The organism is Streptomyces bikiniensis, from assembly GCF_000716625.1.
Taxonomy (GTDB): Bacteria; Actinomycetota; Actinomycetes; order Streptomycetales; family Streptomycetaceae; genus Streptomyces; species Streptomyces bikiniensis.
The window spans coordinates 49,742-72,506 of sequence record NZ_JNXJ01000005.1; the positions used below are offsets into that span (position 1 = coordinate 49,742).

Below are 22,765 nucleotides of genomic sequence, written 5' to 3' on the forward strand. Positions count from 1 at the left end.
GCGGGAAGGGCTCGGCCGAAAGAGTGACCCCCGGAGCCGTAACCGGGGACCCGCCGGAGCCGTTGTGCTGCGTGACGGCCGTGGCGGGGAAGACCCCCGAGCCCCCACCACGGCCGCAGACCTCTCCGGCGGCTCCGTACGGGACATGCGTACGGAGCCGCCGACACGTCACGTGCTCGGCGCGTCACGTACGGAGCCGTCAGCGCGCTGCGTACGGAGTTGTCGGCGTGTATCGGCGTGTCACGCCAGCCCGGCCCGCTCCAGGGCCTCGACGCCCGCCCGCAGGGCCGCCACCCGCTCGTCCAGGGTGAGGCCGGCCGGGGCGACGGTGAGGGTGGTGACCCCGGCGGCGGCGTAGGCCGCCATCCGGTCCGCGATCCGCTCGACGGAGCCGAGCAGGGTGGTCCGGTCGATCAGCGAGTGCGGCACGGCGGCCGCGGCGCCCGTCTTGTCGCCGGCCAGGTACTTGTCCTGGACCTCGGCGGCCTCCTTCTCGTACCCCATGCGCCGCGCGAGCTGGTTGTAGAAGTTCTGCTTGCGGCTGCCCATGCCGCCGACGTACAGGGCGGTGTACGGGCGGAAGACGTCGGCGAGCGCGTCGACGTCGTCGCCGAGGGCGAGCGGCACGGTGGGACAGACGTCGAAGCCGTCCATGGTCAGGCCGGCCTTCTCGCGGCCCGCGCGGATGTGCCGCAGGGCCGTGTCCTCCAGGTGGTCGGCGGAGGGGAAGATCAGCAGGGCGCCGTCCGCGATCTCGCCGGTCTGCTCCAGGTTCTTGGGGCCGATCGCCGCGATGTAGAGCGGGATGTGCTCGCGCTGCGGGTGCACGGTGAGCTTGAGGGGCTTGCCGGGGCCGTCCGGGAGCGGAAGGGTCCAGTGCTCGCCCTCGTAGCTGAGCCGCTCGCGGGTCATGGCCTTGCGGACGATCTCGACGTACTCGCGGGTCCGGGCGAGCGGCTTGTCGAACTTCACGCCGTACCAGCCCTCGGAGACCTGGGGTCCGGAGACGCCGAGGCCGAGGCGGAAGCGGCCGCCGCTGAGCGAGTCGAGGGTGGCGGCGGTCATCGCCGTCATGGCGGGCTGCCGGGCCGGGATCTGCATGATGGCGGAGCCGATGTCGATCCGCTCCGTCTTCGCCGCGACCCAGGCGAGGACGGTGGGCGCGTCGGAGCCGTAGGCCTCGGCGGCCCAGCAGACGTCGTACCCGAGGCGGTCCGCCTCCTGCGCGACGGCGAGGTTGTCGCCGTCCATACCGGCGCCCCAGTAGCCGAGGTTGATGCCGAGCCGCATTCCACGCACCCCTTACCCATCGGTAACGTCTCTTGGGCCGGACTCTAGCGCGCGGTCGGCGCCGCCGACAGGACGTGGTTGTCCACAGGCCCTCTCCGCGTGCTGCCCCGGCCAGTAATCTCGCGCCCATGGAGCAGAGGCATCTCGGACGTACGGGCCTGCGCGTGTCGCGCATCGGACTCGGCACCCTCACCTGGGGCCGGGACACCGACGAGCACGACGCCGCCGAACAGCTGAAGGCGTTCTGGGACGCGGGCGGCACGCTCGTGGACACCGCCGACGTGTACGGCGGGGGCGAGGCGGAGTGCCTGCTCGGACGCCTCATGGAACGCCTCGTGCCCCGGCAGGACCTCGTCCTGTCGACCAAGGCGGGCAGCGTCCCCGACCCCGACCGGCGCACGGACGGCTCGCGCGGCCATCTGCTCGCCGCGCTCGACGCCTCCCTCGCCCGGCTCGGCACGGACCACGTGGACCTGTGGCAGCTGCACGCCTTCGACCCGCACACGCCCCTGGAGGAGTCCCTGCAGGCGCTCGACATCGCCGTGCGCAGCGGCCGGGCCCGGTACGCGGGCGTGGCGAACTTCTGCGGCTGGCAGCTCGCCAAGGCGGGCACCTGGCAGCTCGGCGGGGACCGGACCCGGCTGGCGGGCGCGCAGCTGGAGTACTCGCTGCTCCAGCGGGGCGTGGAGCGCGAGGTGCTGCCGGCCGCCCTGGACCTGGGGATGGGCCTGCTGCCCTCCTCGCCGCTGGGGCGCGGCGTCCTGACCGGGAAGTACCGGAGCGGGACGCCGTCGGACTCGCGGGGCGCGTCGGAGACGATGGCGCCCTTCGTGGAGCCGTACCTGGACGACGCGGCGAGCCGGATCGTGGACGCGGTGACGACGGCGGCCGACGGCCTCGCGACGACCCCGCTGCACGTGGCGCTCGCCTGGGTCCGCGACCGGCCCGGGGTGACCGCCCCGATCGTCGGCGCGCGCACGGCGCGCCAGCTCACGGCCGCGTTGTCGGTGGAGACCCTTAGTCTTCCTGACGAGATCTGCCGGGCGCTGGACGACGTGTCGGCGCCCGTGCACCGCTATCCGGATCACGACTGGAGCACCTTGTGACCGAGCCTTCCGGGGAGACCGCGCCCGAGGCACCCGAGGACGTGGAGCCCACCGAGGACGTACGGGAGGGGACCGGGGAGTCCGACGCCGCCGAGGAGGCCGGGGAGACCTCCGGGGAGCCGGCCGGGGACGCCGTGGGCTCCGACGCGCCCGGGCTCAGCGAGGCGCAGGCCGAGCTGGCCGCGCAGCGGGAGCTGCGGGCGAGGATCGAGGCGCGGAAGGCCGAGAAGGGCGGCCCGGTCGCGGCCGGCGCCAAGCTGAGCGGCACCGCCGCGGACCTCCTCGCGGCGGTCCGGGCCGTGGAGGGCGGTGCGGCCAGGGGCAGTGCCTTTTACGAGGCGGCCGACCCGGTGCCCGAGCCCTCCGTCCCCGAACGGGCCCCGGTGGCGGCCCCCCGGCCCCCCGCACCGGAACGACCGCCGACCCCGGCACCCGCCACCACGGCCGCCGTCCGCGAGGTCCTGGCCCGGGGCGGCGCCCCGGAGGCGCTGACCGGGCCGGTGGCCGCCGCGCTCGGCGAGGGCGCGGCCGCGCTGCTGCTCGACGACCCCTGGCAGCTCCTCGCGGTGGCGGGGGTGCGCCCGGAGCAGGCCGACGGCTTCGCGCGGGCGCTGCTCGGCCCCGAGTGCGGCCCCGGCGACCCGCGCCGGGCGGTCGCCCTGACCGTGTGGCTGCTGGAGCGGGCCGCGCTCCGGGGGCACACCGCCCTGGAGGCCGGGACCGTGCGCGCCGGCCTCGCCGCGCACTCCGTGCCCGACCCCGGGGAGGCGGTCGACACGGCGGTCTCCGAGGGGGCGGTCCACCTCTTCCAGGAGGAGCGGGAGGTCCCGGAGGAGACGGAAGAGGAGGGTGCGGAAGAGGAGGCGGAGGGAGCCGGCGAGAACGGCGGGAGCGGCGAGAGCGGCGAGAGCGGCGGGAGCGGCGGGGAGCCGCCCGCCCTGCTCGGCCTCGACCGGTACGCGCTCGCCGAGGAGAGCCTCGCGGAAGGCCTCGCCCGCCTCGTCAGGACGGCGACGGCCGACGCCTGGGAGGGCTCCGAGCTGGAGCGGGCCGCCGGGACGCACGGTCTCGTCCTGCACACCGGCGGCGAGGCCGCCCGCGCCGAACCGGTGGCGCTCGCGGCGGCGGCCCGCGGCCGGGGCCTCCGCACCCTGGTCGCGGTCCACTCCGACGACGGGCGGCGCGCGCTCGGCGCCGGGGGGACGGAGGCCGTGACGGTCGCCGCCCTGCTGTCCGGGGCGGCCGGTCCGGGCCGGGACGAGGACGGGGCCCTCGCCCTGGACCTCCTGGTGGTGCTCGACGCGCCGCAGCTGGACGTGGAGACGGCCGCGACGCTCGTGGAGTCGCTGCCGGACGGCTGCCGCCTGGTCCTGAGCGGCGACCCGGAGGTCCTCGGGGCGCCGGGCGCGGGCCGGGTCTTCGCCGACGCGCTCGCCGCCAAGGTGTGCCCCCGGATCGCCTCGCGCGTCCCCGACCCGGGTCCGCTCGGCGAGCTGGTGTCGGGCATCGGCGTCGGCGAGCTGAACCAGGTCGAGGCCCCCGGCAAGGAGATCGTGATCGTCCCGGTGCGGGACGCGGGCGAGGCCGTGCACCGCACCGTCCAGCTGGTGGCCGACTCGGTGCCCCGGGCGATCGGGGTGCCGCCGGAGCGGACGCAGGTCGTCACGGTCGGCCACGGCGGCTCGGCCGGGACGCGCGCGCTGAACGCCGCCCTCAAGCAGCGGCTCAACCCCGGCCCCGGCCGGTTCGGCGGCTACGACCCCGGCGACCGGGTGGCGTACGCGCCGGTGCCGGGGCGGACGGTCACCGGCACGGTCCTGTCGGCCGACGCCGAGGGCCTGCGGCTGCGCTGCGGGGACGAGGAAATCCTCGTGCCGAAGGAGCGGGTGGAGGCGGCGCTGCGGCACGGCTGGGCGCTCACCGCGCACCAGGCGGCCGGGACGCGCTGGCCCGCCGTGGTCGCGGTGCTGCCCGGGGACGCGGCCGGGGGCCTGAGCCGGCCGTGGGTGTACACGGCCTTCGGCCGGGCGGAGCGCCATCTGTCGGTCGTGCACGGCGTGGACCAGGCGCTGCCCCGGGCGGTGGCCGAGGGGGTGGCCCCGGAGCGCACGACGCGGCTGCGGCCGCTCCTGGAGGCGCTGCTCGCCGCTCCCGGGGAGTAGGACGGCGCCGGAACGACGGGAGGGCCGGGACGCCTCGTACGGTGTCCCGGCCCTCCCGCGTTCCCGCGTCGGCCGCGGGGTCAGGCGCGGGCCCTCCCGGCGGGGCCGTCGCCGTCGTCGCCGTCGTCCTCCTCGTCGAAGACGGAGCTGACGTCGAAGCGGCAGACGATCCGCTCCGGATCGGCGTGCTCGAAGGGGGCGTTGAGCCACTCCCCCGGTTCCGGGAGCTCGTCGGCCGCGACGACCCAGAGCGTGGAGTCGCCCTCCTCCAGACCGAAGTCCTTGTGCCGGGAGGCGATCTCGTCCGGTTCGTACTCGCCGAAGAGCACGCCGAGCGCGGCGAGGGGCGAGACGCCGGCCTTGGCGGCCGCCCCGGTGACGTCCTCGCCGCCGCTCTCGGCGACGCGGCGGGCCTGGGCGAGCAGGCGTCGGGGTTCCGCCACGGCGTAGTCGCGGCGGATCAGGAGGCTGAGGGCGTGGGGTTCGTCGGGCCCGGTGTACGGCGGCAGGGAGCCGTCCGCGCCGGGGATCTCGAAGGGGGTGACCTCGTCGTAGCGTTCGTAGAGGAGTTCGTCGTAGGTCTCGGCCGCCGAGGCCAGGGCGTTGAAGGCCTCGTAGACGGCCGGGTCGTCGTCCCCCGTGCGGCGTTCGACCGCCGCGAGGTGACGGTCCAGTGCGGCTTTGACCGCCTCGGCGGCGGCACGTACCTCGGCAGCGGTGGGCTGCGCAGCATCAGACATGGGAGAGACGCTATCCGTACCGGGGCCGTGCCCGCACAATAGATGCGATGCCGGAATACGAATTTGTCGACGTGTACGTGCCGCGCGGTGTCTCCCGCAAGGAGGCGACGCGGCTGCTGACCGACCATGCCGAGTACGGACACTGGGAGTTGGACCGCCTGAGCCTGCACAGGGACGGGAGCCGCAGGGTGCGGCTGAAGCGGCGGATCATCCGCCAGGTCAGGGCGACCTGGTAGACCGGAGAACGACGAGAAGGGGCCCCGCGGTGTGCGGGGCCCCCGTGCGTGGTGCGCGTCCGCGCGTGGTGCTCGTCACACGGCCCCGGGCCGTGCGGCCGGTTCAGCCGGCGCGGCGGGCGCGGCGGTAGATCAGCGAACCGGCGAGCAGCAGTCCGGCGCCGGCGGGGACGATCACGCCGAGCGGCCCGGAGCCGGTCTCGGCGAGTTCCTCGACGGCCCGCGGCGGCGTCACGACGTGCGTACTGGGGGTGTTCGACCCGCCGTCGGTCCCGGGGGTGCCGGGGTTCCCCGGGTTGCCCGGATTTCCGGGGGTCTCCGGCGTCCCGGGGGTCTCCGGCGTCTCGGGAGTCTCCGGGTTCCCCGGCCGCGTCGGCTCGACGCCGTTGGCGCAGTCGTTGCCCGCGGCCGGGTTGAGGAGCCCGACGACCGAGACGCTGTTGCCGCACACGTTCGCCGGGACGTCGACCGGCACCTGGACGTTGTTGCCGGAGCCCACTCCGGGCGAGCCGCTCGTGTGGCCCCCGGCGGAGGACCCGCCGCCGGGCTTGCCCGGCTTCCCGGAGTCGGAGACGTTGGCGCACTTGTTGCCCATCGCCGGATTCAGCAGTCCGACGGCGCTGACGGTGTTTCCGCAGACGTTCACCGGCACGTGCACCGGGACCTGGACGGAGTTCCCGGACGCGATGCCCGGGGAGTTCACGGCCGCACCGTTCGCGCCGGAGTCGGCGTGCGCATGGCCGCCGCCGACCGCGGCGAAGACGCCACCGGCGGCCGCGACGGTGATGAGGCCCTTGCGCGTGACCTGTCGCATAGCTTGTTCCCTGCCTGCTCGGCTTCCAAGGAGTGCCACCGGGCCGAGGGCCCGGGGCGGAAATGGCCACCGGCCCCGGAGTGCATGGCACGCACTCCGGGGCCGGACCGGCTCACACCCTCACGGGGCGAGGGACGACGTCAGTCGTTGACGCAGGCGTTGCCGAAGGCGGGGTTCAGCAGACCGATCACGGAGACCGTGTTGCCGCACACGTTCACGGGAACGTGAACCGGCACCTGGACGACGTTGCCGGAGAGGACACCGGGGGAACCGATGGCCGCACCCTGGGCACCCGCGTCGGCGACGGCCATGCCCGCACCCGCGAGAACGAGACCGCCAGTGGCAGCCGCAGCAGCGACGACCTTCTTGATCATTATTCCTCCTAGTTGGCAATGCGGCCCCAGCCGCGGACCGCACACCTGTAACGAGGGGGAAGGGTGGGGGCTACGAGCCTCCGGGTTCATTCACTCTTTTCGGGCAAAGGCGAACGCACGGACGAATGCGGCGCGCATCGGCGGCGGCCCTTCCGGCGGAGCCCCCTCAGCAGGCGTCCAGGAAGCGGTCCAGGACGCGGGCGCCGAACCTGAGGCCGTCGACCGGGACCCGCTCGTCCACGCCGTGGAACATGCCGGCGAAGTCGAGCTCCGGCGGCAGCTGGAGCGGGGCGAAGCCGAAGCAGCGGATGCCGAGGTCGTCGAAGGACTTGGCGTCGGTGCCGCCGGAGAGCATGTACGGCACGGCACGGGCGATCGGGTCCTCGGCGCGCAGGGCCAGCTGCATGGCGTCCACCAGGGCGCCGTCGAAGCTGGTCTCCAGGGCCTTGTCGCCGTGCACGTCCTCGCGCTTCACGCGGGGCCCGAGGATCCGGTCCAGGTCGGCCAGGAACTCCTGCTCGTACCCGGGCAGGAAGCGGCCGTCGACGTGCGCCGTGGCCTGGCCGGGGATCACGTTCACCTTGTAGCCGGCGCCGAGCATGGTCGGGGCGGCCGAGTTGCGCAGGGTGGCGCCGACCATCTTGGCGATGCCGCCGAGCTTGGCGAGGGTGGCGTCCATGTCCTCGGGGTCGAGGGGGGTGCCCAGGGCGTCCGAGAGCTCGTCCAGGAAGGACCGGACGGTCTTGGTGACCCTCACCGGCCACTGGTGGCGGCCGAGGCGGCCCACGGCCTCGCAGAGCTCCGTGATGGCGTTGTCGTCGTTGGTCATCGAGCCGTGGCCGGCGGTGCCCTCGACGGTCAGCCGCATCCAGTGCATGCCCTTCTGGGCCGTCTCCACCAGGTAGAGGCGCAGGTTCTCGTTGACGGTGAAGGAGAAGCCGCCGACCTCGCCGATCGCCTCGGTGACCCCCTCGAAGAGGTCCCGGTGCTCGTCGACCAGGTACCGGGCGCCGTAGGTGCCGCCGGCCTCCTCGTCGGCGAGAAAGGCGAGGACGACGTCGCGCGGGGGCTTGCGGCCGCTGCGCAGCCGGTCCCGCACGACCGCGAGGGTCATCGCGTCCATGTCCTTCATGTCGACGGCGCCGCGGCCCCAGACGCAGCCGTCGGCGATCTCCCCGGAGAAGGGGTGGTGGGTCCAGTCCCCGGCGTCGGCCGGGACGACGTCGGTGTGGCCGTGGATCAGCAGGGCGGGCCGCGACGGATCCTCGCCCTCGATCCGGGCGACCGTGGAGGCCCGCCCCCGGTGCGACTCGAAGATCTTCGGTTCGAGGCCGACCTCGGCCAGCTTCTCGGCGATGTACTCCGCCGCCGCCCGCTCCCCCGGCCCCGAGTGGTCGCCGTAGTTGCTGGTGTCGATGCGGATGAGGTCGCGACAGAGGTCGACTACCTCGTCCTCGCCGCGGACGCTCCCGGACGTGTTCGACTCGCTCACGCTGCTTCCTCCCACTACGTGCCCCACGTGATTGCTGGTGGTCGCCCCCATCCTCGCGCGTGGCCCCCTCCCCGCCCAAGACCGGCCGCCGGCCGACATGCGGCCGTCACACGCCGGGGGGACCGGGGGCGCGTCGGGCCGGACCGGGGCCGGCCGGGGGTGGTGATCGACCACCTCGAATGTTTGCTATGGTTTTCCTCGTCGGAAGGGCCCAGCGGCCAGGAAGACAGACACCTTGTCCGGGTGGCGGAATGGCAGACGCGCTAGCTTGAGGTGCTAGTGCCCTTTATCGGGCGTGGGGGTTCAAGTCCCCCCTCGGACACCACACGGAGTCCCGGTCGAGATCTTCTCGGCCGGGACTTCCGCATGAGCGCGCGAGGCGGAGTGGTGAGACGCAGGACCAAGGCCCCCGCGTCGCCACTGCCCCAGCGGGACGGGATCGATCCCGTCCGGGTGCGGCTGCCGGAGGATCCGGAGGGCTCCTGGGCGACCGTGCGGGACCACCTCCTCGGCCGGTACGGGGCGGCCGTCGGCGCCGGGCGGGTCGAGGAGATGCTGCGGGAGGGGCGGTTCGTCGGGACCGACGGGCCGGTCTCCGGGGACGAGCCGTACGCCGAGGGGCGGTGGATCTGGTTCCACCGGGACTTCCCGCCGGAGGTGCCGGTGCCGTTCGGGGTCGGGGTCGTGTACCGGGACGAGCGGATCGTGGTGGCCGACAAGCCGCACTTCCTGGCGACGGTGCCCCGGGGGCGGCACGTCGTGGAGACCGCGACGGCGCGGCTGCGCCGGGACCTGGGGCTGCCCCGGCTGCAGGCGGCGCACCGGCTCGACCGGCTGACGGCGGGGCTCGTCCTCTTCGTCGTGCGGGAGGAGGACCGGGGGGCGTACCAGACGCTGTTCCGGGACCGGGCCGTGCGCAAGGAGTACGAGGCGGTGGCGCCGTACGACCCGGCGGTGGGGCTGCCGGTGACGGTGCGGAGCCGGATCGAGAAGGAGCGCGGGGTGATGGCCGCCCGGGAGGTCCCGGGCGAGCCGAACGCCGAGAGCAGGATCGCGCTGGTGGCGCACGCGGGCGGGCTCGGCCGGTACCGGCTCGAGCCGGTGACCGGGCGGACGCACCAGCTGCGGGTGCACATGAACGCGCTCGGGCTGCCGATCCTGAACGATCCGGTCTATCCGGTGGTCCGCGAGGACGGGCCGGAGCACTTCGGGCGTCCGCTGGGCCTGCTGGCGCGGACGCTGGAGTTCACCGACCCGTTCTCGGGCCGTGCGGTGCGCTTCGAGAGCCGGCTGCGGCTCAGTGGCCCCGGCTGATCCACTCCTGGAGGTGGGGGGCCTCGGCGCCGATCGTGGTGGTGTCGCCGTGACCGGTGCGCACCACGGTGTCCGGCGGCAGGGTGAGGAGCTTGTCCCGGATCGAGTCGACGATCGTGGGGAAGTCCGAGAAGGACCGGCCGGTGGCGCCGGGGCCGCCCTGGAAGAGGGTGTCGCCGGTGAAGACCGTGCCGAGGTCCGGTGCGTACAGGCTGACCGCTCCGGGGGCGTGGCCGGGGGTGTGCAGGACCGTGAGGTCGGTGCCGGCGATGGTGAGGACCTGGCCGTCGGCGAGGTCGCCGTCCGGGCTGTGGTCGGGGTGGGTCTGCTTCCACAGCGGCAGGTCGGCGGGGTGGAGCAGGATGCGGGCGCCGGTGGCGGCCGCGAGCGCCGGGGCCGCGTCCACGTGGTCGTCGTGGGCGTGGGTGCAGACGATGGCGCGCAGGGTGCGTCCGTCGAGGGCGGCGAGGATGGCCCCGGCGTCGTGGGCGGCGTCGATGACGATCGCCTCGGTGTCGTCGCCGACGATCCAGACGTTGTTGTCGACGTCCCAGGTGCCGCCGTCGAGGCTGAAGGTGCCGGAGGTGACGAGGTGGTCGATGCGGGCGCCCATCACAGCACCACCACCGAGCGCAGGACGTCGCCCTCGTGCATGCGGGCGAAGGCCTTCTCGATCTCGCCGAGGCCGATGGTCTCGGTGACGAAGGCGGCGAGGTCGATGCGGCCCTGCCGGTGCAGGTCGACGAGCATCGGGAAGTCGCGGGAGGGCAGGCAGTCGCCGTACCAGGAGGACTTGAGCGCGCCGCCGCGGCCGAAGACGTCGAGGAGGGGCAGTTCGAGCTTCATCTCGGGGGTGGGGACGCCGACGAGGACGACGGTGCCGGCGAGGTCGCGGGCGTAGAAGGCCTGCTCGTACGTCTCCGGGCGGCCGACGGCCTCGATGACGACGTCGGCGCCGAAGCCGCCGGTGAGTTCGCGGATCGCCTCGACGGGGTCGGTGGAGCGGGAGTTGACGGTGTGGGTGGCGCCCATCGTCTTCGCCGTCTCCAGCTTCCGGTCGTCGATGTCGACGGCGATGATCCTCGCGGCTCCGGCGAGGCGGGAGCCGACGACCGCCGCGTCGCCGACGCCGCCGCAGCCGATGACGGCGACGGTGTCGCCGCGGCCGACGTCGCCGGTGTTGATCGCGGCGCCGATGCCGGCCATGACGCCGCAGCCGAGGAGGCCCGCGACCTCGGGGGCGACCTCGGGGTCGACCTTGGTGCACTGGCCGGAGGCGACGAGGGTCTTCTCGGCGAAGGCGCCGATGCCGAGGGCCGGGGAGAGTTCCGTGCCGTCGAGCAGGGTCATCTTCTGCTTGGCGTTGTGGGTGTCGAAGCAGTACCAGGGGCGGCCGCGCAGACAGGCGCGGCAGTTTCCGCACACGGCGCGCCAGTTGAGGATCACGAAGTCGCCGGGGGCGACGTCGGTGACGTCCTCGCCGACCGACTCGACGATTCCGGCGGCCTCGTGGCCGAGGAGGAAGGGGAACTCGTCGTTGATGCCGCCCTGCTTGTAGTGGAGGTCGGTGTGGCAGACGCCGCACGCCTGGATCTTCACGACGGCCTCGCCGGGGCCGGGATCGGGGATCACGATCGTCTCGACCCGTACCGGTTCGTTCCTGCCGGGGGCGATGACCCCCTGGACGTGCTGCGGCATCGCGAACTTCCTTCTCTGCGAACGGATCTTGTAAGGCTCCTGCGTACCACTATCTCCTGACAAAAGGCGAGACCCCCGCAGGCCGTGCCCGCGGGGGTCTCGTGGGGGGCGCGTCAGTCGCGCGGGGTTCCGGCGGTCGCGCGGACCCGGCCGCGGACCAGGAACCAGCCGCCGACCAGGGCGGCGGCGATGAGCGGGAGGCAGTTCACGGTGGTGCGGCTGATGCCTTCGTCCATCCACATCAGGACGAGGACGGAGCCGAGGAAGAGCAGGGTCACGATCTGGGTGTACGGGGCCCAGGGCAGCCGGTAGCCGGGCCGTGCGAGCCTGCCCTCCTCGGCCCGGCGCCAGAACAGCAGCGAGCAGACCATGATCATGGCCCAGGTGCCGATGATGCCGATCGAGGCGAGGTTGAGGACCAGTTCGAAGGCCTCGCCGGGCATGACGTAGTTGAGGCCGACGCCGAGGACGCCGAAGCCCGCGGTGAGCAGGATGCCGCCGTAGGGGACGCCGCCCTTGTTCATGACGCCGGTGAAGCGGGGCGCGGAGCCGGCCAGCGACATGGAGCGCAGGATGCGGCCGGTGGAGTACAGGCCCGAGTTGAGGCTGGAGAGGGCGGCCGTGAGGACGACGAGGTTCATCACGCCGGCGGCGCCGGGGACGCCCAGCTTGTCGAAGACGGTGACGAAGGGGCTCTGGTCGCCGGAGTAGGCCGTGTACGGCAGGAGGAGGGCGAGCAGGACGACGGAGCCGACGTAGAAGAGGCCGACGCGCCACATGATCGAGTTGATCGCCTTCGGCATGATCTTCTCGGGGTTCTCGGTCTCGCCGGCGGCGACGCCGCACAGCTCGACGGAGGCGTAGGCGAAGACGACGCCCTGGATGAGCAGCAGCATCGGCATCGTGCCGTGGGGGAAGACGCCGCCGTTGTCGGTGATGTTGGCGAGGCCGGGGGTGCTGCCGCCGACGTCGTGGGAGGTCACGACGAGGAAGATGCCGACCAGCATGAAGACGACCAGGGCGGCGACCTTGACGATGGCGAACCAGAACTCCATCTCGCCGAAGTACTTCACGGAGATGAGGTTGGCGGCGAGGACGACCGCGAGGGCGATCAGGGCGAGGATCCACTGCGGGACGTCGCTGAACATCGACCAGAAGTGGGCGTAGGTGGCGGCCGCGGTGATGTCGGCGACGGCGGTGGTCGACCAGTTGAGGAAGTAGAGCCAGCCGGCCGTGTAGGCGCCCTTCTCGCCCATGAACTCGCGCGCGTAGGAGACGAAGGCGCCGGAGGAGGGGCGGTAGAGGACCAGCTCGCCGAGGGCGCGGACCACGAAGAAGGCGAAGACGCCGCAGACGGCGTAGGCGATGAAGAGGGAGGGCCCGGCCTGGGACATGCGGCCGCCGGCGCCCAGGAAGAGCCCGGTGCCGATGGCGCCGCCGATGGCGATCATGTTGATGTGCCGGGACTTGAGGTCCTTGCGGTATCCGGCGTCGCCGGCGTCGACGTGGGGGGTTGCGGCCGTGGTCCCGCCGGATGCCGCCGGTGCGGCGGACAGCGGGTCGGCCGCGGTGACGCGGTCACTCATGGAGTTGTTCGCCTTCGTGAGGGGGCTGTGCGGTACCCGGTCGCACCCGGTGGGGGGTCTCCCCGGTACGACCAGCGCACATCCTCACGGCAGGGGGCGGTGACTGACTGTGGCGCATGTCACTGAACGCCCATATTTGAGCTAGTTCAGAGCTTGCGCCCGGTACTCACGGCTCCCCATGGCTTCTCACGGCCTTCACGGGGCGAGGACGTCCAGCTCCTGGAGGGCGCCGACCGCGATCTGCCGGGTCAGCTCCTCGGCGCGGGCCGCGTCCCGCTCCCTTACGGCCTCGGCGACCTGGACGTGGAGGGTGACGGCGGCCGGGTCGGGGTCCTCGAACATCACGTGGTGGTGGGTGCGGCCGGTGAGGACCTCCGCGACGACGTCGCCGAGGCGGGCGAACATCTCGTTCCCGGAGGCGTTGAGGACGGCCCGATGGAAGGCGATGTCGTGGACGAGGTACTCCTCCAGGCGCCGGCCGCGCGAGGTGGCGACCATGCCGAGGGCCTGCTCGGTGAGCTCCCGGCACTGCTCGGGGGTGGCGTTCTCGGCCGCGAGGCCCGCGGCGACGGGCTCGACGGCGGAGCGGAGGACGGTGAGCGAGCGGAGCTGGCGGGGGCGGTCGGCGCCGGCCAGGCGCCAGCGGATGACCTGGGGGTCGTAGACGTTCCAGCTCGCGGCGGGGAGCACGGTCACGCCGACGCGGCGGCGGGACTCGACGAGGTGCATGGACTCCAGGACCCGGACGACCTCGCGGACCACGGTCCGGGAGACGTCGAAGCGCTGGGCGAGCTCGTCGGTGCGGAGCACGGTGCCGGGCGGGTACTCGCCCGCGGTGATCGCGAGGCCCAGGGCGGCCAGGACGTGGGAGTGGAGCCCCTGGGCCTGTGTCGTCATGGGGTCAGCCTATGCGGGTACGCGGGAGTGATCACCCCTGAAGCACACCCCCGAACAAAAAGTACGACTTTTATGTCACAGTCTCTTGAATACGTCGTACTCAATGGGTTTCATGAGCGCGACGGACAACGGAATCGATGTCGAAGAAGACAGCGAGGCACCCCATGAGCACCACTCCCCAGGCCCCTCCCGTCGTCGTCGTGATGGGCGTCTCGGGGACCGGCAAGACCACCATCGGTCCGCTGGTCGCCGATGCCCTCGGCCTCCCCTACGCCGAGGGCGACGACTTCCACCCGGCGGCGAACGTCGCCAAGATGTCGGCCGGCGTCCCGCTGGACGACGAGGACCGGGGGCCCTGGCTGGACGCCATCGGGAAGTGGGCGCACGGCCGGGCCGGACTCGGCGGCGTGGTGAGCAGCTCCGCGCTGAAGCGGGCGTACCGGGACCGGCTGCGTGCCGCCGCGCCCGGTGTCGTCTTCCTGCATCTGACCGGTGACCGGGAGCTCATCGAGGGCCGGATGGCCGAGCGCAAGGGGCACTTCATGCCGACGGCGCTGCTCGACTCGCAGTTCGCCACCCTGGAACCGCTCCAGGACGACGAGGCCGGCGTCGCCGTCGACGTGTCCGGCACCCCGGAGGAGATCACCGCCCGCGCCGTCGCCGCCCTGCGCGGCCGGACCGGCTGACCCCCTCCGCCCCTCCTTTCCTCTCTCCTGCTTTCTTCTCTCCTGCCCGTACGAAGGACACCACCGTGACCAGTCTCAGCGTCGAGATCCTGGCAGCGGACGCCGCCGAACCGATCACCTCGGCAGGCAACGCCCAGCTCGGAATCGCCGTGCTCGCCGGCATCGCCGTCATCGTCCTGCTCATCACCAAGTTCAAACTGCACGCGTTCCTGGCGCTGACCATCGGTTCCCTGGCGCTCGGCGCGTTCGCGGGCGCGCCGCTCGCGGACACCATCAAGTCCTTCACCGCGGGCCTCGGCAGCACCGTGGCCGGTGTGGGCGTGCTGATCGCCCTCGGCGCCATCCTCGGCAAGCTGCTCGCGGACTCCGGCGGCGCGGACCAGATCGTGGACACGATCCTGGCGAAGGCGAGCGGCCGGGCCATGCCGTGGGCGATGGTGCTCATCGCCTCCGTGATCGGCCTGCCGCTCTTCTTCGAGGTCGGCATCGTGCTGCTGATCCCGGTCGTGCTGCTCGTCGCCAAGCGCGGCAACTACTCCCTGATGCGGATCGGCATCCCGGCCCTCGCCGGCCTCTCCGTGATGCACGGGCTCATCCCGCCGCACCCCGGCCCGCTCGTCGCGATCGACGCGGTCGGCGCCAACCTGGGCGTCACCCTGGCCCTCGGCCTCGTCGTCGCGATACCGACCGTGATCATCGCCGGTCCGGTCTTCTCCCGGTACGCGGCCCGCTGGGTGGACATCCCGGCCCCCGAGAACATGATCCCGACGCGGCCCTCCGAGGACCTGGAGAAGCGTCCCGGCTTCGGCGTCACCGTCGCGACCGTGCTGCTCCCGGTCGTCCTGATGCTGGTGAAGGCGCTCGTCGACATCGTCGTGGACGACCCGGAGAACGGCGTCCAGAAGGTCACCGACGTCATCGGCTCGCCGCTGATCGCGCTGCTCGCCGCCGTCATGGTCGCGCTCTTCACCCTGGGCCGGGCGGCCGGCTTCACCAAGGAGCGCCTGTCCTCGACCGTCGAGAAGTCGCTCGCCCCGATCGCGGGCGTCCTGATGATCGTCGGCGCGGGCGGCGGCTTCAAGCAGACCCTGATCGACATCGGCGTCGGACAGATGATCCTGGAGTTCTCCGAGGACTGGTCCATCCCCGTCCTGCTGCTCGCCTGGCTGATCGCGGTCGCGATCCGGCTCGCGACGGGTTCGGCGACGGTGGCGACGATCTCGGCGGCGGGGCTCGTGGCTCCGCTGGCGGAGGGCATGTCGACGGGCGAGACGGCGCTGCTGGTCCTCGCGATCGGTGCCGGTTCGCTCTTCTTCAGCCATGTCAACGACGCCGGGTTCTGGCTGGTGAAGGAGTACTTCGGCATGAGCGTCGGCCAGACGATCAAGACGTGGTCGGTGATGGAGACGATCATCTCGGTCGTGGGCATCGTGTTCGTGCTGCTGCTGTCGCTGGTGTTGTAGCGGCGCGGGAAACGAACGGTGAGGGCCGGTCGTGGCTGACAGACTGTCGGCCATGACCGGCCCTCACGCGCTCAAGCCCTTCCTGCTCGCCTTCCCCGGCCCCCTCCGGGACCGGCTCGTCGCGGCGGTCCTCTCCGGGGAGAAGACCGCCACGACGGGGCTCCTCCTGGAGTACGAGGCCGAGAAGGAGGAGCTGCCCGAGGTCGGCGAACGGTCGGCGGTGATCGACTCGGACGGCCGCGAGGTGGCGGTCGTGGAGATCACGGAGGTCCAGGTCCTGCCCCTGCGCGACGCGGACCTCCGCCTCGCACGCGCCGAGGGCGAGGGCTACCGCTCGGTCGCGGAGTGGCGCGCGGGCCACGAGGACTTCTGGCACGGCGAGGAGATGCGGGAGGCGCTGGGGGACCCGGGGTTCGTGGTGGACGGGGACACGATGCTGGTGGTGGAGTGGTTCCGGGTGGTGGAGGCCCGTCAGGGCTCCTGAGGAGCGAGGAAGGTCGCCAGGCCGCCCAGGGCCAGGGCCGCGCCGACTGCGGTGAGGACCACGCGTTTTGTCACACCGTCATCTTGCCCCGGCACGGGACCCCGCGTCAGCCCACCGCCTTCGCCGCCGCCCGGCGCAGGGCCCCGCGTCAGCCCACCGCCTTCGCCGCCGCCCGGCCCGCCGCGCGGCCCGAGAAGATGCAGCCGCCGAGGAAGGTGCCTTCGAGGGAGCGGTAGCCGTGGACGCCGCCGCCGCCGAAGCCGGCCGCCTCGCCCGCCGCGTACACGCCCGCCAGGGGTTCGCCGCCCTCCGTCAGGACACGGGAGTCGAGGTCGGTCTCCAGGCCGCCGAGGGACTTGCGGGTGAGGATGCTGAGGCGTACGGCGATCAGCGGGCCCGCGCCGGGGTCCAGGATGCGGTGCGGGGTGGCCGTGCGGATGAGCCGGTCGCCCAGGTACTTGCGGGCGCCCCGGATCGCCGTGACCTGGAGGTCCTTCGTGAAGGGGTTGGCGATCTCGCGGTCGCGGGCGGTGATCTCGCGGCGCAGGGCGGCCTCGTCGATCAGCGGCTCGCCGGTGAGCGCGTTCATGCCCCGGACGAGGGCGGAGAGGTCCTTCTCGACCACGAAGTCGACGCCCTTGTCCATGAAGGCCCGGACGGGTCCGGGCACGTCCGCCCGCGCGCGCCCGATGACGTCGCGGACCGACTTGCCGGTCAGGTCCGGGTTCTGCTCGGAGCCCGAGAGGGCGAACTCCTTGCCGATGATCTTCTTGTCGAGGACGAACCAGGTGTGGTCGTGCCCGGTCCGCGTGATGTGTTCGAGGGTGCCGAGGGTGTCGAAGCCGGGGAAGAGCGGCACGGGCAGGCGCTTGCCGGTGGCGTCGAGCCAGAGGCTGGAAGGTCCGGGGAGGATGCGGATGCCGTGGCGGGCCCAGACGGGGTTCCAGTTCTCGATGCCCTCGGTGTAGTGCCACATCCGGTCGCGGTTGATGTGGCTGGCGCCGGCCTTCTCGGCGATGCCGAGCATCAGGCCGTCGACGTGCGCGGGGACGCCGGAGAGCAGCTTGGCGGGCGGGGTGCCGAGGCGGGCGGGCCACTGGGCGCGGACCAGGTCGTGGTTGCCGCCGATGCCGCCGGAGGTGACGACCACGGCCTGGGCGCGCAGTTCGAAGGAGCCGGTGGCCGCGCGGCCGCTGGCGGTGCCGCGCGGGACGGCGGAGGGTTCCAGGACCTCGCCGGTGACGGTGTCGACGGCTCCGGCGGTGCGGCCGAGGCCGGTGACGCGGTGGCGGAAGCGGAACGTGACCAGGCCGCGGGCGACGCCCTCGCGGACCTTCCGCTCGAAGGGGGCGACGAGGCCGGGGCCCGTGCCCCAGGTGATGTGGAAGCGGGGGACGGAGTTGCCGTGCCCGGTGGCGTCGTAGCCGCCGCGCTCGGCCCAGCCGACGACGGGGAAGAAGCGCACCCCGCGCGCGTGGAGCCAGGCGCGCTTCTCGCCGGCCGCGAAGTCGACGTACGCCTCGGCCCACTTCCTCGGCCAGTGGTCCTCGGTCCGGTCGAAGCCGGCGGTGCCGTACCAGTCCTGGAGGGCCAGGGCGTGGCTGTCCTTGACGCGCATCCGGCGCTGCTCGGGCGAGTCGACCAGGAAGAGGCCGCCGAAGGACCAGTGGGCCTGGCCTCCGAGGGACTGCTCGGGCTCCTGGTCGAGGAGGATCACGGTGCGGCCGGCGTCGACCAGCTCGGCGGTGGCGACGAGTCCGGCGAGGCCGGCCCCGATGACGATCACGTCAGCGTCGTAGGACATGGACCGCATCTTGGATACACCGGTGTATCGAGTCAACCGTTCGGGCGTTCTCCCGTTCACGGAGGACCCTCGTCGCTTTTTAATGCTCAGCATTAACATGGTCGCATGGCCAGGACATCGGGTCCCGAGACCCGGGAGAAACTGATCCGCGCGGCCGAGGAGCTCTTCGCCGCCCAGGGCGTCCACGGCGCTCAGTTGCGGGACGTCGTGGCCCGTGCCGGGCAGGCGAATCCCTCCGCCGTGCAGTACCACTTCGGCTCGCGCGCCGGGCTGCTCGACGCCGTGATGGCCGGGCGCCAGGCCCGTACGGAAGCGGTCCTCGCGCCGCTCCTGGAGGGCGCGGACGGCGATCTGAAGGGGCTGGTCACGGCCCTGATCACCGCCGAGGCCGGTGAGCTGCGCACCGAGCGGGGCCGGCGCTGCCTGCGGATCTCCGCGCAGCTCAGCCACGAGAGCGGGGTCCGCGCCCGCACGCCCCATCCCGCGCTCGCCGGCACCGCCCACTGGCGCCTGATCGAGCGGATCGCGGACCGCCTCGCCGCCGCGGGACTGCCCGAACCCCTCCTCCTGGAACGCCTCGACCTGGCACTGACCGTGGTCGGCGCGGCCCTGGCGGACCGGGCCCGGCAGTACCTCGACGGCACCGAACCCCTCACCGGCGAGGCGCTCTTCCTCGCGGACCTCGCCGAGACCACCACCGCCCTGCTGCGCGCCCCCCGGCCGGAGCCGGCGGACCACCGAAAGGATTCCTCGTGAACGACCTCACCGGCAGGACCGTCCTCGTCACCGGCGGCGCCCGGGGCCTGGGCGCCGAGGCCGCCCGGCAGGCCGTGGCCGCCGGGGCGAACGTCGTGCTCACCGACGTCCTGGACGAGGAGGGGGAGGCGACCGCCGGCGAGCTCGGCGAGCGGGCGCGGTTCCTCCACCACGACGTGACCTCCGAGGAGGAGTGGGCGGCGGCCGTCGCGTACGCGGTGGCGGAGTTCGGCGGGCTGCACGGCCTGGTGAACAACGCCGGCGTCTCCACCGGCGCCCTTCTGGAGACCGAGTCCGTCGAGCACTTCCGCAAGGTCCTCGACGTCAACCTGACCGGCGTCTTCATCGGCATGAAGGCCGTGGTCCCCGCGATGCGGGAGGCGGGCGGCGGCTCGATCGTCAACATCTCCTCGGCCGCCGGTCTGATGGGCCTGGCCCTGACCGCCGGTTACGGCGCCTCCAAGTGGGGCGTGCGCGGCCTGACGAAGATCGGCGCGGTGGAGCTCGGCACGGCGCGGATCCGCGTCAACTCCGTGCACCCGGGCATGACCTACACCCCGATGACCGCCTCCGTCGGCATCGAGCGCGGCGAGGGCAAGTACCCGAACACCCCGATGGGCCGGGTCGGCGAGGCCGGGGAGATCGCGGGCGCGGTCGTCTTCCTGCTCTCGGACGCCGCCTCGTACGTGACGGGCGCCGAGCTGGCGGTGGACGGCGGCTGGACGGCCGGTCCGACGGTCGAGTACGTCATGGGGCAGTGAGGCCGGGCCGCGCGGCTTTGTTTGGATGGCGGCATGAGTTCCGCTGAAGAGATTCTCGATGTCGTCGACGAGCAGGACCGGGTGATCGGGCGGGCCCCGCGCGGCGAGGTGTACGCGCGGGGGCTGATCCACCGCTGCGTCTTCGTCCGCGTCCGGGACGCCGGGGGCAGGGTCTTCGTCCACCGCAGGACGCCGACGAAGCTGGTCTTCCCCTCGATGTACGACATGTTCGTCGGCGGTGTCGTCGGCGCGGGCGAGTCCTACGACGAGGCCGCGCTGCGCGAGGCCGAGGAGGAGCTGGGGGTAAGGGGGCTCCCCCGCCCCGAGCCGGTGCTGCGCTTCCTGTACGACTCCGGGGGCGTGGCCGGGAAGTGGTGGTCGGCCGTGTACGAGGTCCGCTGCGAGCTGCCGGTGGACCCGCAGGTCGAGGAGGTCGCCTGGCACGCCTTCCTGACGGAGGACGAGCTGGCCGCGCGGCTCGGCGAGTGGGAGTGGGTGCCGGACGGGCTCGCCGCGTACGAGCGGCTGCGGGCGGAGGAGGAAGCGGCGACGGAGGGGCGGGGCTGAGGGGTCGGCTCCCGGGAGCCCCGGCGGAGGGTCTGAAGGGTCGGCTCCTGAGAGCCCCCACGGGGGGTCTGAAGGGTCGGCTCCCGGGAGCCCCCGCGGGGTGAGTACGGCACCCCCTTCGACGTGCCGCAGGAGGGCCGGGCTCCCGGAAGCCCCGGCGAGGGAGCCGAGGGGTCGGCCCCCGGGAGCCCCCCTGCGGGGCGGGGCCGGGGAGGGCCTGACCCTCGGAGCCCGGCCGGGCAGGGCCTTTCGGGCACGTCCCGGGGCCCGGTTCGGGGCCGGACGTGCCGGGCGGGGCGATCATCCGGCCGTTAGGGTGCACGTGTGAGCGATTTCGTGCAGAGTCTGCGGCTCTGGTTCGCGCCGCAGCGGATCCGGGACGAGGGGGACACCCCCGACTACCGCTTCTCCCTCGCCAACGAACGGACCTTCCTCGCCTGGATCCGGACCGCGCTCGCCCTGGTCGGCGGCGGCTTCGCCGTCGACCAGTTCCTCCCCGACCTGCGCTGGGGCGTACGGGTCGGGCTCGCGCTCGCGCTGCTCGCCGCCGGTGTCCTCTGCGCCCTGCGCGCGGTGAACCACTGGGTGCGCTGCGAGCGGGCGATGCGGCGCGGCGAGGACCTGCCGGTCTCCCGGTTCCCGGCGCTGCTCAGCCTCGCGGTGGCCGTGGTGGCGCTCGCGATGGTGGTGGTCGTCCTCTTCGGCTGGGCCGGGTAGTGGAGGGGACGCCGGACGCGGTGGTGACCCGGGACCCCGGCCTCCAGCCGGAGCGGACCCGGCTCGCCTGGCGGCGCACCACGCTCTCCTGCACGGTCGTGGCGGTGCTCGCCGTCAAGCTGGCCGTCCAGGACGAGGCCACGCCCAGGGGCCTTGCCGGACTCGCCCTCTCCGCCCTCGCGTGGCTCCTGTTCCTGGGGGTGGCCCACCGCCGGATCCGCTCCCTGGACGCGGCCCGGCCGCGTCCGCTCACCCACCGGGGCGCGCTGCTCGCCGCCCTGTGCACGATCGGGCTGGCCGCCTTCGGGGCGGCACTGATCTGGTGAGCCCGGCAGGGCCCCCGTAAGGGAATCCGCAGGGGAGACCGCAGGGGGAGACACGGACGCGGTGGACCTTCCGAACCAGGACGAGACGGTCGTATCGGACTAGCCTGGAAAGGTCAGCCGCTCCCTCACAGAGGCCATGTGATGACCGTTCTCCACCACGAACACCCCACGCACGCCCACGCCCACGGCCCGGACTGCGGCCATCGGGCGGTGGACCACGGGGACCACGTCGACTACGCGCACGACGGGCATCTGCACCGCGAGCACTCGGGCCACTGGGACGAGTGCGAGCCGGCCGGTCACGTCTCCCACGAGGCGCACGCGCACGAACACGGGCCCGACTGCGGCCACCGGTCGGTGACGCACGGCGACCACCTCGACTACGTACACGACGGACACCGGCACGCGGCGCACGACGGGCACTGGGACGACCACTGATCCGGTGAACGAACCCGCTCCTCCTTCCCCCGGCCCGGGGCCGACTGGCACTCTTCCCCCCTGTCAGGTCCGGCTCTCACCCGGGGGAATCCCTTGTCTTCCAACGGCCCTTCCAGCGGTTCTTCCCGCGCGTTCTCCACCGACCCCTACGTGGTGGCCCTCGCCCCGCGCGTCCACGCCTTCGTCCAGCCCGACGGCGGCTGGTGCCTGAACAACGCCGGCTTCCTCGGCGACGCGGACGAGTCGCTGCTCGTCGACACCGCCGCCACCGAGCGGCGGGCCCTGCTGCTCCGCGAGGCGGTCCTCGCCGCCGGCCTCCCACTGCCCCGGACCGTCGTCTCCACCCACCACCACGGGGACCACACCTACGGGAACGGGGTGTTCGCCCCCGAGGCGCGGATCGTGGGCCACGAGAACTGCCGGACCGAGCAGCTCGCGGCCGGGCGCCAGCTCCATCTGATCTGGCCGCAAACCGACTTCGGGCGGGTCGACGTCCTGCCCCCGGCCGTCACGTACACCGACCGGCTGACGCTGCACGTCGGCGGGATCGAGGTGCGGGTGATCCACCCGGGCGCCGCGCACACCACGGGCGACTCGATCGTGCACCTCCCGGAGCAGGGGATCGTCTTCACCGGCGACCTGGTCTTCCAGGGCGGGACGCCGTTCCTGCCGATGGGTTCGCTCGCCGGTTCGCTGCGCGCCCTCGCCCTGCTCCGCTCGCTCGACGCGCCGACCGTGGTGCCGGGCCACGGCCGGGTGACCGACCCCTCCGCGTACGACGCGACGGAGCGGTACCTGCTGTGGGTGCGGGAGCTGGCCGCCGAGGGGTACGCGAAGGGGGACCCGCCGCTGGAGACGGCGCGGCGGGCGGAGCTCGGCGAGTTCGCCGCGTGGCGGGAGAGCGAGCGCCTGGTGGCGAACCTGCACCGGGCCCACGCGGAGCTGGCGGGCCTGCCGGAGGGGCACCCGCTGGACCCGGTGGCGGTGTTCGGGGACATGGCGGCGATGAACGGCGGGGAGCCGGTGGCCTGCCACGCCTGAGCGGCGCGGAGGG

General features: G+C 73.2%; 24 protein-coding genes and 1 tRNA gene. 15 read left to right on the forward strand and 10 right to left on the reverse strand.

Annotated features, from left to right (window positions below; genetic code table 11):
* Positions 1-240: 240 nt before the first annotated feature.
* Positions 241-1,290, reverse strand: a complete 1,050-nt coding sequence (locus tag OO47_RS04565) for an LLM class F420-dependent oxidoreductase (protein ID WP_030213025.1) — start codon at positions 1,288-1,290, stop codon at positions 241-243.
* 128 nt (positions 1,291-1,418) lie between these two features.
* Here OO47_RS04565 and OO47_RS04570 point away from each other — a divergent pair, with 128 nt between their 5' ends.
* Both OO47_RS04570 and OO47_RS04575 read left to right on the forward strand, forming a co-directional pair.
* Positions 1,419-2,396 carry an aldo/keto reductase gene (locus OO47_RS04570; RefSeq protein ID WP_078489476.1) on the forward strand — a complete coding sequence of 326 codons (978 nt, stop codon included), beginning with the start codon at positions 1,419-1,421 and terminating at the stop codon, positions 2,394-2,396.
* The gene (locus OO47_RS04575) at positions 2,393-4,558 is read left to right on the forward strand and encodes an ATP-binding domain-containing protein (RefSeq protein WP_030213019.1); all 2,166 of its coding nucleotides are present in this window, start codon (positions 2,393-2,395) and stop codon (positions 4,556-4,558) included. The genes OO47_RS04570 and OO47_RS04575 overlap by 4 nt, the downstream gene beginning before the upstream one ends.
* An 80-nt stretch (positions 4,559-4,638) precedes the next feature.
* Here the strand turns inward: OO47_RS04575 and OO47_RS04580 are convergent, their stop codons facing one another.
* Positions 4,639-5,298 (reverse strand): hypothetical protein, encoded by a 660-nt coding sequence (locus OO47_RS04580; RefSeq protein WP_030213018.1) that lies wholly within the window; start codon positions 5,296-5,298, stop codon positions 4,639-4,641.
* A 47-nt stretch (positions 5,299-5,345) separates the two neighbouring features.
* Between OO47_RS04580 and OO47_RS04585 the strand changes: the two genes are divergently transcribed.
* Entirely contained in the window at positions 5,346-5,534 is a 189-nt protein-coding gene (locus OO47_RS04585; RefSeq protein WP_015032473.1) for a DUF5703 family protein, read from the forward strand.
* A gap of 103 nt (positions 5,535-5,637) precedes the next feature.
* Here OO47_RS04585 and OO47_RS38560 read toward each other — a convergent pair whose 3' ends face one another.
* The 3 genes from OO47_RS38560 to OO47_RS04600 all read right to left on the reverse strand — a co-directional run bounded on the left by OO47_RS38560 (position 5,638) and on the right by OO47_RS04600 (position 8,214).
* Entirely contained in the window at positions 5,638-6,348 is a 711-nt protein-coding gene (locus OO47_RS38560; protein WP_030213015.1) for a chaplin, read from the reverse strand.
* Between the two features lie 140 nt (positions 6,349-6,488).
* Complete coding sequence (gene chpH, locus OO47_RS04595; RefSeq protein ID WP_030213014.1) at positions 6,489-6,722, reverse strand: chaplin ChpH; 234 nt, start codon at positions 6,720-6,722, stop codon at positions 6,489-6,491.
* 166 nt (positions 6,723-6,888) lie between these two features.
* Positions 6,889-8,214: a M20/M25/M40 family metallo-hydrolase gene (locus tag OO47_RS04600; RefSeq protein WP_030213011.1), complete on the reverse strand. Its 1,326-nt coding sequence runs from the start codon at positions 8,212-8,214 to the stop codon at positions 6,889-6,891.
* Between the two features lie 237 nt (positions 8,215-8,451).
* On the opposite strand from OO47_RS04600, the gene OO47_RS04605 reads away from it, so the two are divergent.
* Together OO47_RS04605 and OO47_RS04610 are read left to right on the forward strand one after the other, a co-directional pair.
* Positions 8,452-8,539, forward strand: a tRNA-Leu gene (locus tag OO47_RS04605).
* Positions 8,540-8,580: 41 nt separating this feature from the next.
* On the forward strand, positions 8,581-9,528 hold the full coding sequence (locus OO47_RS04610; protein WP_051715943.1) for a pseudouridine synthase: 948 nt from the start codon (positions 8,581-8,583) through the stop codon (positions 9,526-9,528).
* Here the strand turns inward: OO47_RS04610 and OO47_RS04615 are convergent.
* The 4 genes from OO47_RS04615 to OO47_RS04630 all read right to left on the reverse strand — a co-directional run bounded on the left by OO47_RS04615 (position 9,512) and on the right by OO47_RS04630 (position 13,709).
* Positions 9,512-10,141, reverse strand: coding sequence for an MBL fold metallo-hydrolase (locus OO47_RS04615; protein WP_030213005.1), 630 nt, complete (start codon positions 10,139-10,141; stop codon positions 9,512-9,514). The genes OO47_RS04610 and OO47_RS04615 overlap by 17 nt on opposite strands.
* Positions 10,141-11,226 carry an S-(hydroxymethyl)mycothiol dehydrogenase gene (locus OO47_RS04620; protein ID WP_030213001.1) on the reverse strand — a complete coding sequence of 362 codons (1,086 nt, stop codon included), beginning with the start codon at positions 11,224-11,226 and terminating at the stop codon, positions 10,141-10,143. The genes OO47_RS04615 and OO47_RS04620 overlap by 1 nt, the downstream gene beginning before the upstream one ends.
* A 113-nt stretch (positions 11,227-11,339) precedes the next feature.
* Positions 11,340-12,812: an amino acid permease gene (locus tag OO47_RS04625; protein ID WP_030212998.1), complete on the reverse strand. Its 1,473-nt coding sequence runs from the start codon at positions 12,810-12,812 to the stop codon at positions 11,340-11,342.
* A gap of 195 nt (positions 12,813-13,007) precedes the next feature.
* On the reverse strand, positions 13,008-13,709 hold the full coding sequence (locus tag OO47_RS04630) for a FadR/GntR family transcriptional regulator (protein ID WP_030212995.1): 702 nt from the start codon (positions 13,707-13,709) through the stop codon (positions 13,008-13,010).
* A 164-nt stretch (positions 13,710-13,873) separates the two neighbouring features.
* On the opposite strand from OO47_RS04630, the gene OO47_RS04635 reads away from it, so the two are divergent.
* From OO47_RS04635 to OO47_RS04645, 3 genes are all read left to right on the forward strand, one after another.
* Positions 13,874-14,395, forward strand: coding sequence for a gluconokinase (locus OO47_RS04635; RefSeq protein ID WP_030212992.1), 522 nt, complete (start codon positions 13,874-13,876; stop codon positions 14,393-14,395).
* Between the two features lie 65 nt (positions 14,396-14,460).
* On the forward strand, positions 14,461-15,858 hold the full coding sequence (locus OO47_RS04640; protein ID WP_030212980.1) for a GntT/GntP/DsdX family permease: 1,398 nt from the start codon (positions 14,461-14,463) through the stop codon (positions 15,856-15,858).
* Between the two features lie 52 nt (positions 15,859-15,910).
* Complete coding sequence (locus tag OO47_RS04645; protein WP_030212978.1) at positions 15,911-16,342, forward strand: ASCH domain-containing protein; 432 nt, start codon at positions 15,911-15,913, stop codon at positions 16,340-16,342.
* A gap of 148 nt (positions 16,343-16,490) precedes the next feature.
* Here OO47_RS04645 and OO47_RS04650 read toward each other — a convergent pair whose 3' ends face one another.
* A complete protein-coding gene (locus OO47_RS04650) occupies positions 16,491-18,146 on the reverse strand; it encodes an FAD-binding dehydrogenase (protein WP_030212975.1) in 1,656 nt (551 codons plus the stop codon).
* A gap of 105 nt (positions 18,147-18,251) precedes the next feature.
* Here OO47_RS04650 and OO47_RS04655 point away from each other — a divergent pair, with 105 nt between their 5' ends.
* From OO47_RS04655 to OO47_RS04685, 7 genes are all read left to right on the forward strand, one after another.
* Positions 18,252-18,902, forward strand: coding sequence for a TetR/AcrR family transcriptional regulator (locus OO47_RS04655; protein WP_030212973.1), 651 nt, complete (start codon positions 18,252-18,254; stop codon positions 18,900-18,902).
* A complete protein-coding gene (locus OO47_RS04660; RefSeq protein WP_030212970.1) occupies positions 18,899-19,663 on the forward strand; it encodes a glucose 1-dehydrogenase in 765 nt (254 codons plus the stop codon). The genes OO47_RS04655 and OO47_RS04660 overlap by 4 nt, the downstream gene beginning before the upstream one ends.
* A 33-nt stretch (positions 19,664-19,696) precedes the next feature.
* On the forward strand, positions 19,697-20,230 hold the full coding sequence (locus OO47_RS04665; RefSeq protein WP_030212962.1) for an NUDIX domain-containing protein: 534 nt from the start codon (positions 19,697-19,699) through the stop codon (positions 20,228-20,230).
* Between the two features lie 324 nt (positions 20,231-20,554).
* A complete protein-coding gene (locus OO47_RS04670; RefSeq protein ID WP_030212960.1) occupies positions 20,555-20,947 on the forward strand; it encodes a YidH family protein in 393 nt (130 codons plus the stop codon).
* A gap of 20 nt (positions 20,948-20,967) precedes the next feature.
* Positions 20,968-21,273, forward strand: coding sequence for a DUF202 domain-containing protein (locus OO47_RS04675; RefSeq protein ID WP_030212958.1), 306 nt, complete (start codon positions 20,968-20,970; stop codon positions 21,271-21,273).
* Between the two features lie 141 nt (positions 21,274-21,414).
* Entirely contained in the window at positions 21,415-21,711 is a 297-nt protein-coding gene (locus OO47_RS04680; RefSeq protein WP_030212956.1) for a hypothetical protein, read from the forward strand.
* A gap of 93 nt (positions 21,712-21,804) precedes the next feature.
* Entirely contained in the window at positions 21,805-22,752 is a 948-nt protein-coding gene (locus OO47_RS04685; protein ID WP_051715941.1) for an MBL fold metallo-hydrolase, read from the forward strand.
* The last annotated feature ends 13 nt before the right edge of the window (positions 22,753-22,765 follow it).

Bases quoted from the DNA above. Each gene is read 5' to 3' on its own strand.
- OO47_RS38560 (WP_030213015.1), bottom strand. From the start codon at position 6,348: ATGCGACAGGTCACGCGCAAGGGCCTCATCACCGTCGCGGCCGCCGGT.
- OO47_RS04570 (WP_078489476.1), top strand. From the start codon at position 1,419: ATGGAGCAGAGGCATCTCGGACGTACGGGCCTGCGCGTGTCGCGCATC.
- OO47_RS04680 (WP_030212956.1), top strand. From the start codon at position 21,415: ATGACCGTTCTCCACCACGAACACCCCACGCACGCCCACGCCCACGGC.
- OO47_RS04645 (WP_030212978.1), top strand. From the start codon at position 15,911: ATGACCGGCCCTCACGCGCTCAAGCCCTTCCTGCTCGCCTTCCCCGGC.
- OO47_RS04665 (WP_030212962.1), top strand. From the start codon at position 19,697: ATGAGTTCCGCTGAAGAGATTCTCGATGTCGTCGACGAGCAGGACCGG.
- OO47_RS04615 (WP_030213005.1), bottom strand. From the start codon at position 10,141: ATGGGCGCCCGCATCGACCACCTCGTCACCTCCGGCACCTTCAGCCTC.
- OO47_RS04625 (WP_030212998.1), bottom strand. From the start codon at position 12,812: ATGAGTGACCGCGTCACCGCGGCCGACCCGCTGTCCGCCGCACCGGCG.
- OO47_RS04635 (WP_030212992.1), top strand. From the start codon at position 13,874: ATGAGCACCACTCCCCAGGCCCCTCCCGTCGTCGTCGTGATGGGCGTC.
- OO47_RS04650 (WP_030212975.1), bottom strand. From the start codon at position 18,146: ATGTCCTACGACGCTGACGTGATCGTCATCGGGGCCGGCCTCGCCGGA.
- OO47_RS04585 (WP_015032473.1), top strand. From the start codon at position 5,346: ATGCCGGAATACGAATTTGTCGACGTGTACGTGCCGCGCGGTGTCTCC.
- OO47_RS04580 (WP_030213018.1), bottom strand. From the start codon at position 5,298: ATGTCTGATGCTGCGCAGCCCACCGCTGCCGAGGTACGTGCCGCCGCC.
- OO47_RS04630 (WP_030212995.1), bottom strand. From the start codon at position 13,709: ATGACGACACAGGCCCAGGGGCTCCACTCCCACGTCCTGGCCGCCCTG.
- OO47_RS04610 (WP_051715943.1), top strand. From the start codon at position 8,581: ATGAGCGCGCGAGGCGGAGTGGTGAGACGCAGGACCAAGGCCCCCGCG.
- OO47_RS04655 (WP_030212973.1), top strand. From the start codon at position 18,252: ATGGCCAGGACATCGGGTCCCGAGACCCGGGAGAAACTGATCCGCGCG.
- OO47_RS04565 (WP_030213025.1), bottom strand. From the start codon at position 1,290: ATGCGGCTCGGCATCAACCTCGGCTACTGGGGCGCCGGTATGGACGGC.
- chpH (WP_030213014.1), bottom strand. From the start codon at position 6,722: ATGATCAAGAAGGTCGTCGCTGCTGCGGCTGCCACTGGCGGTCTCGTT.
- OO47_RS04620 (WP_030213001.1), bottom strand. From the start codon at position 11,226: ATGCCGCAGCACGTCCAGGGGGTCATCGCCCCCGGCAGGAACGAACCG.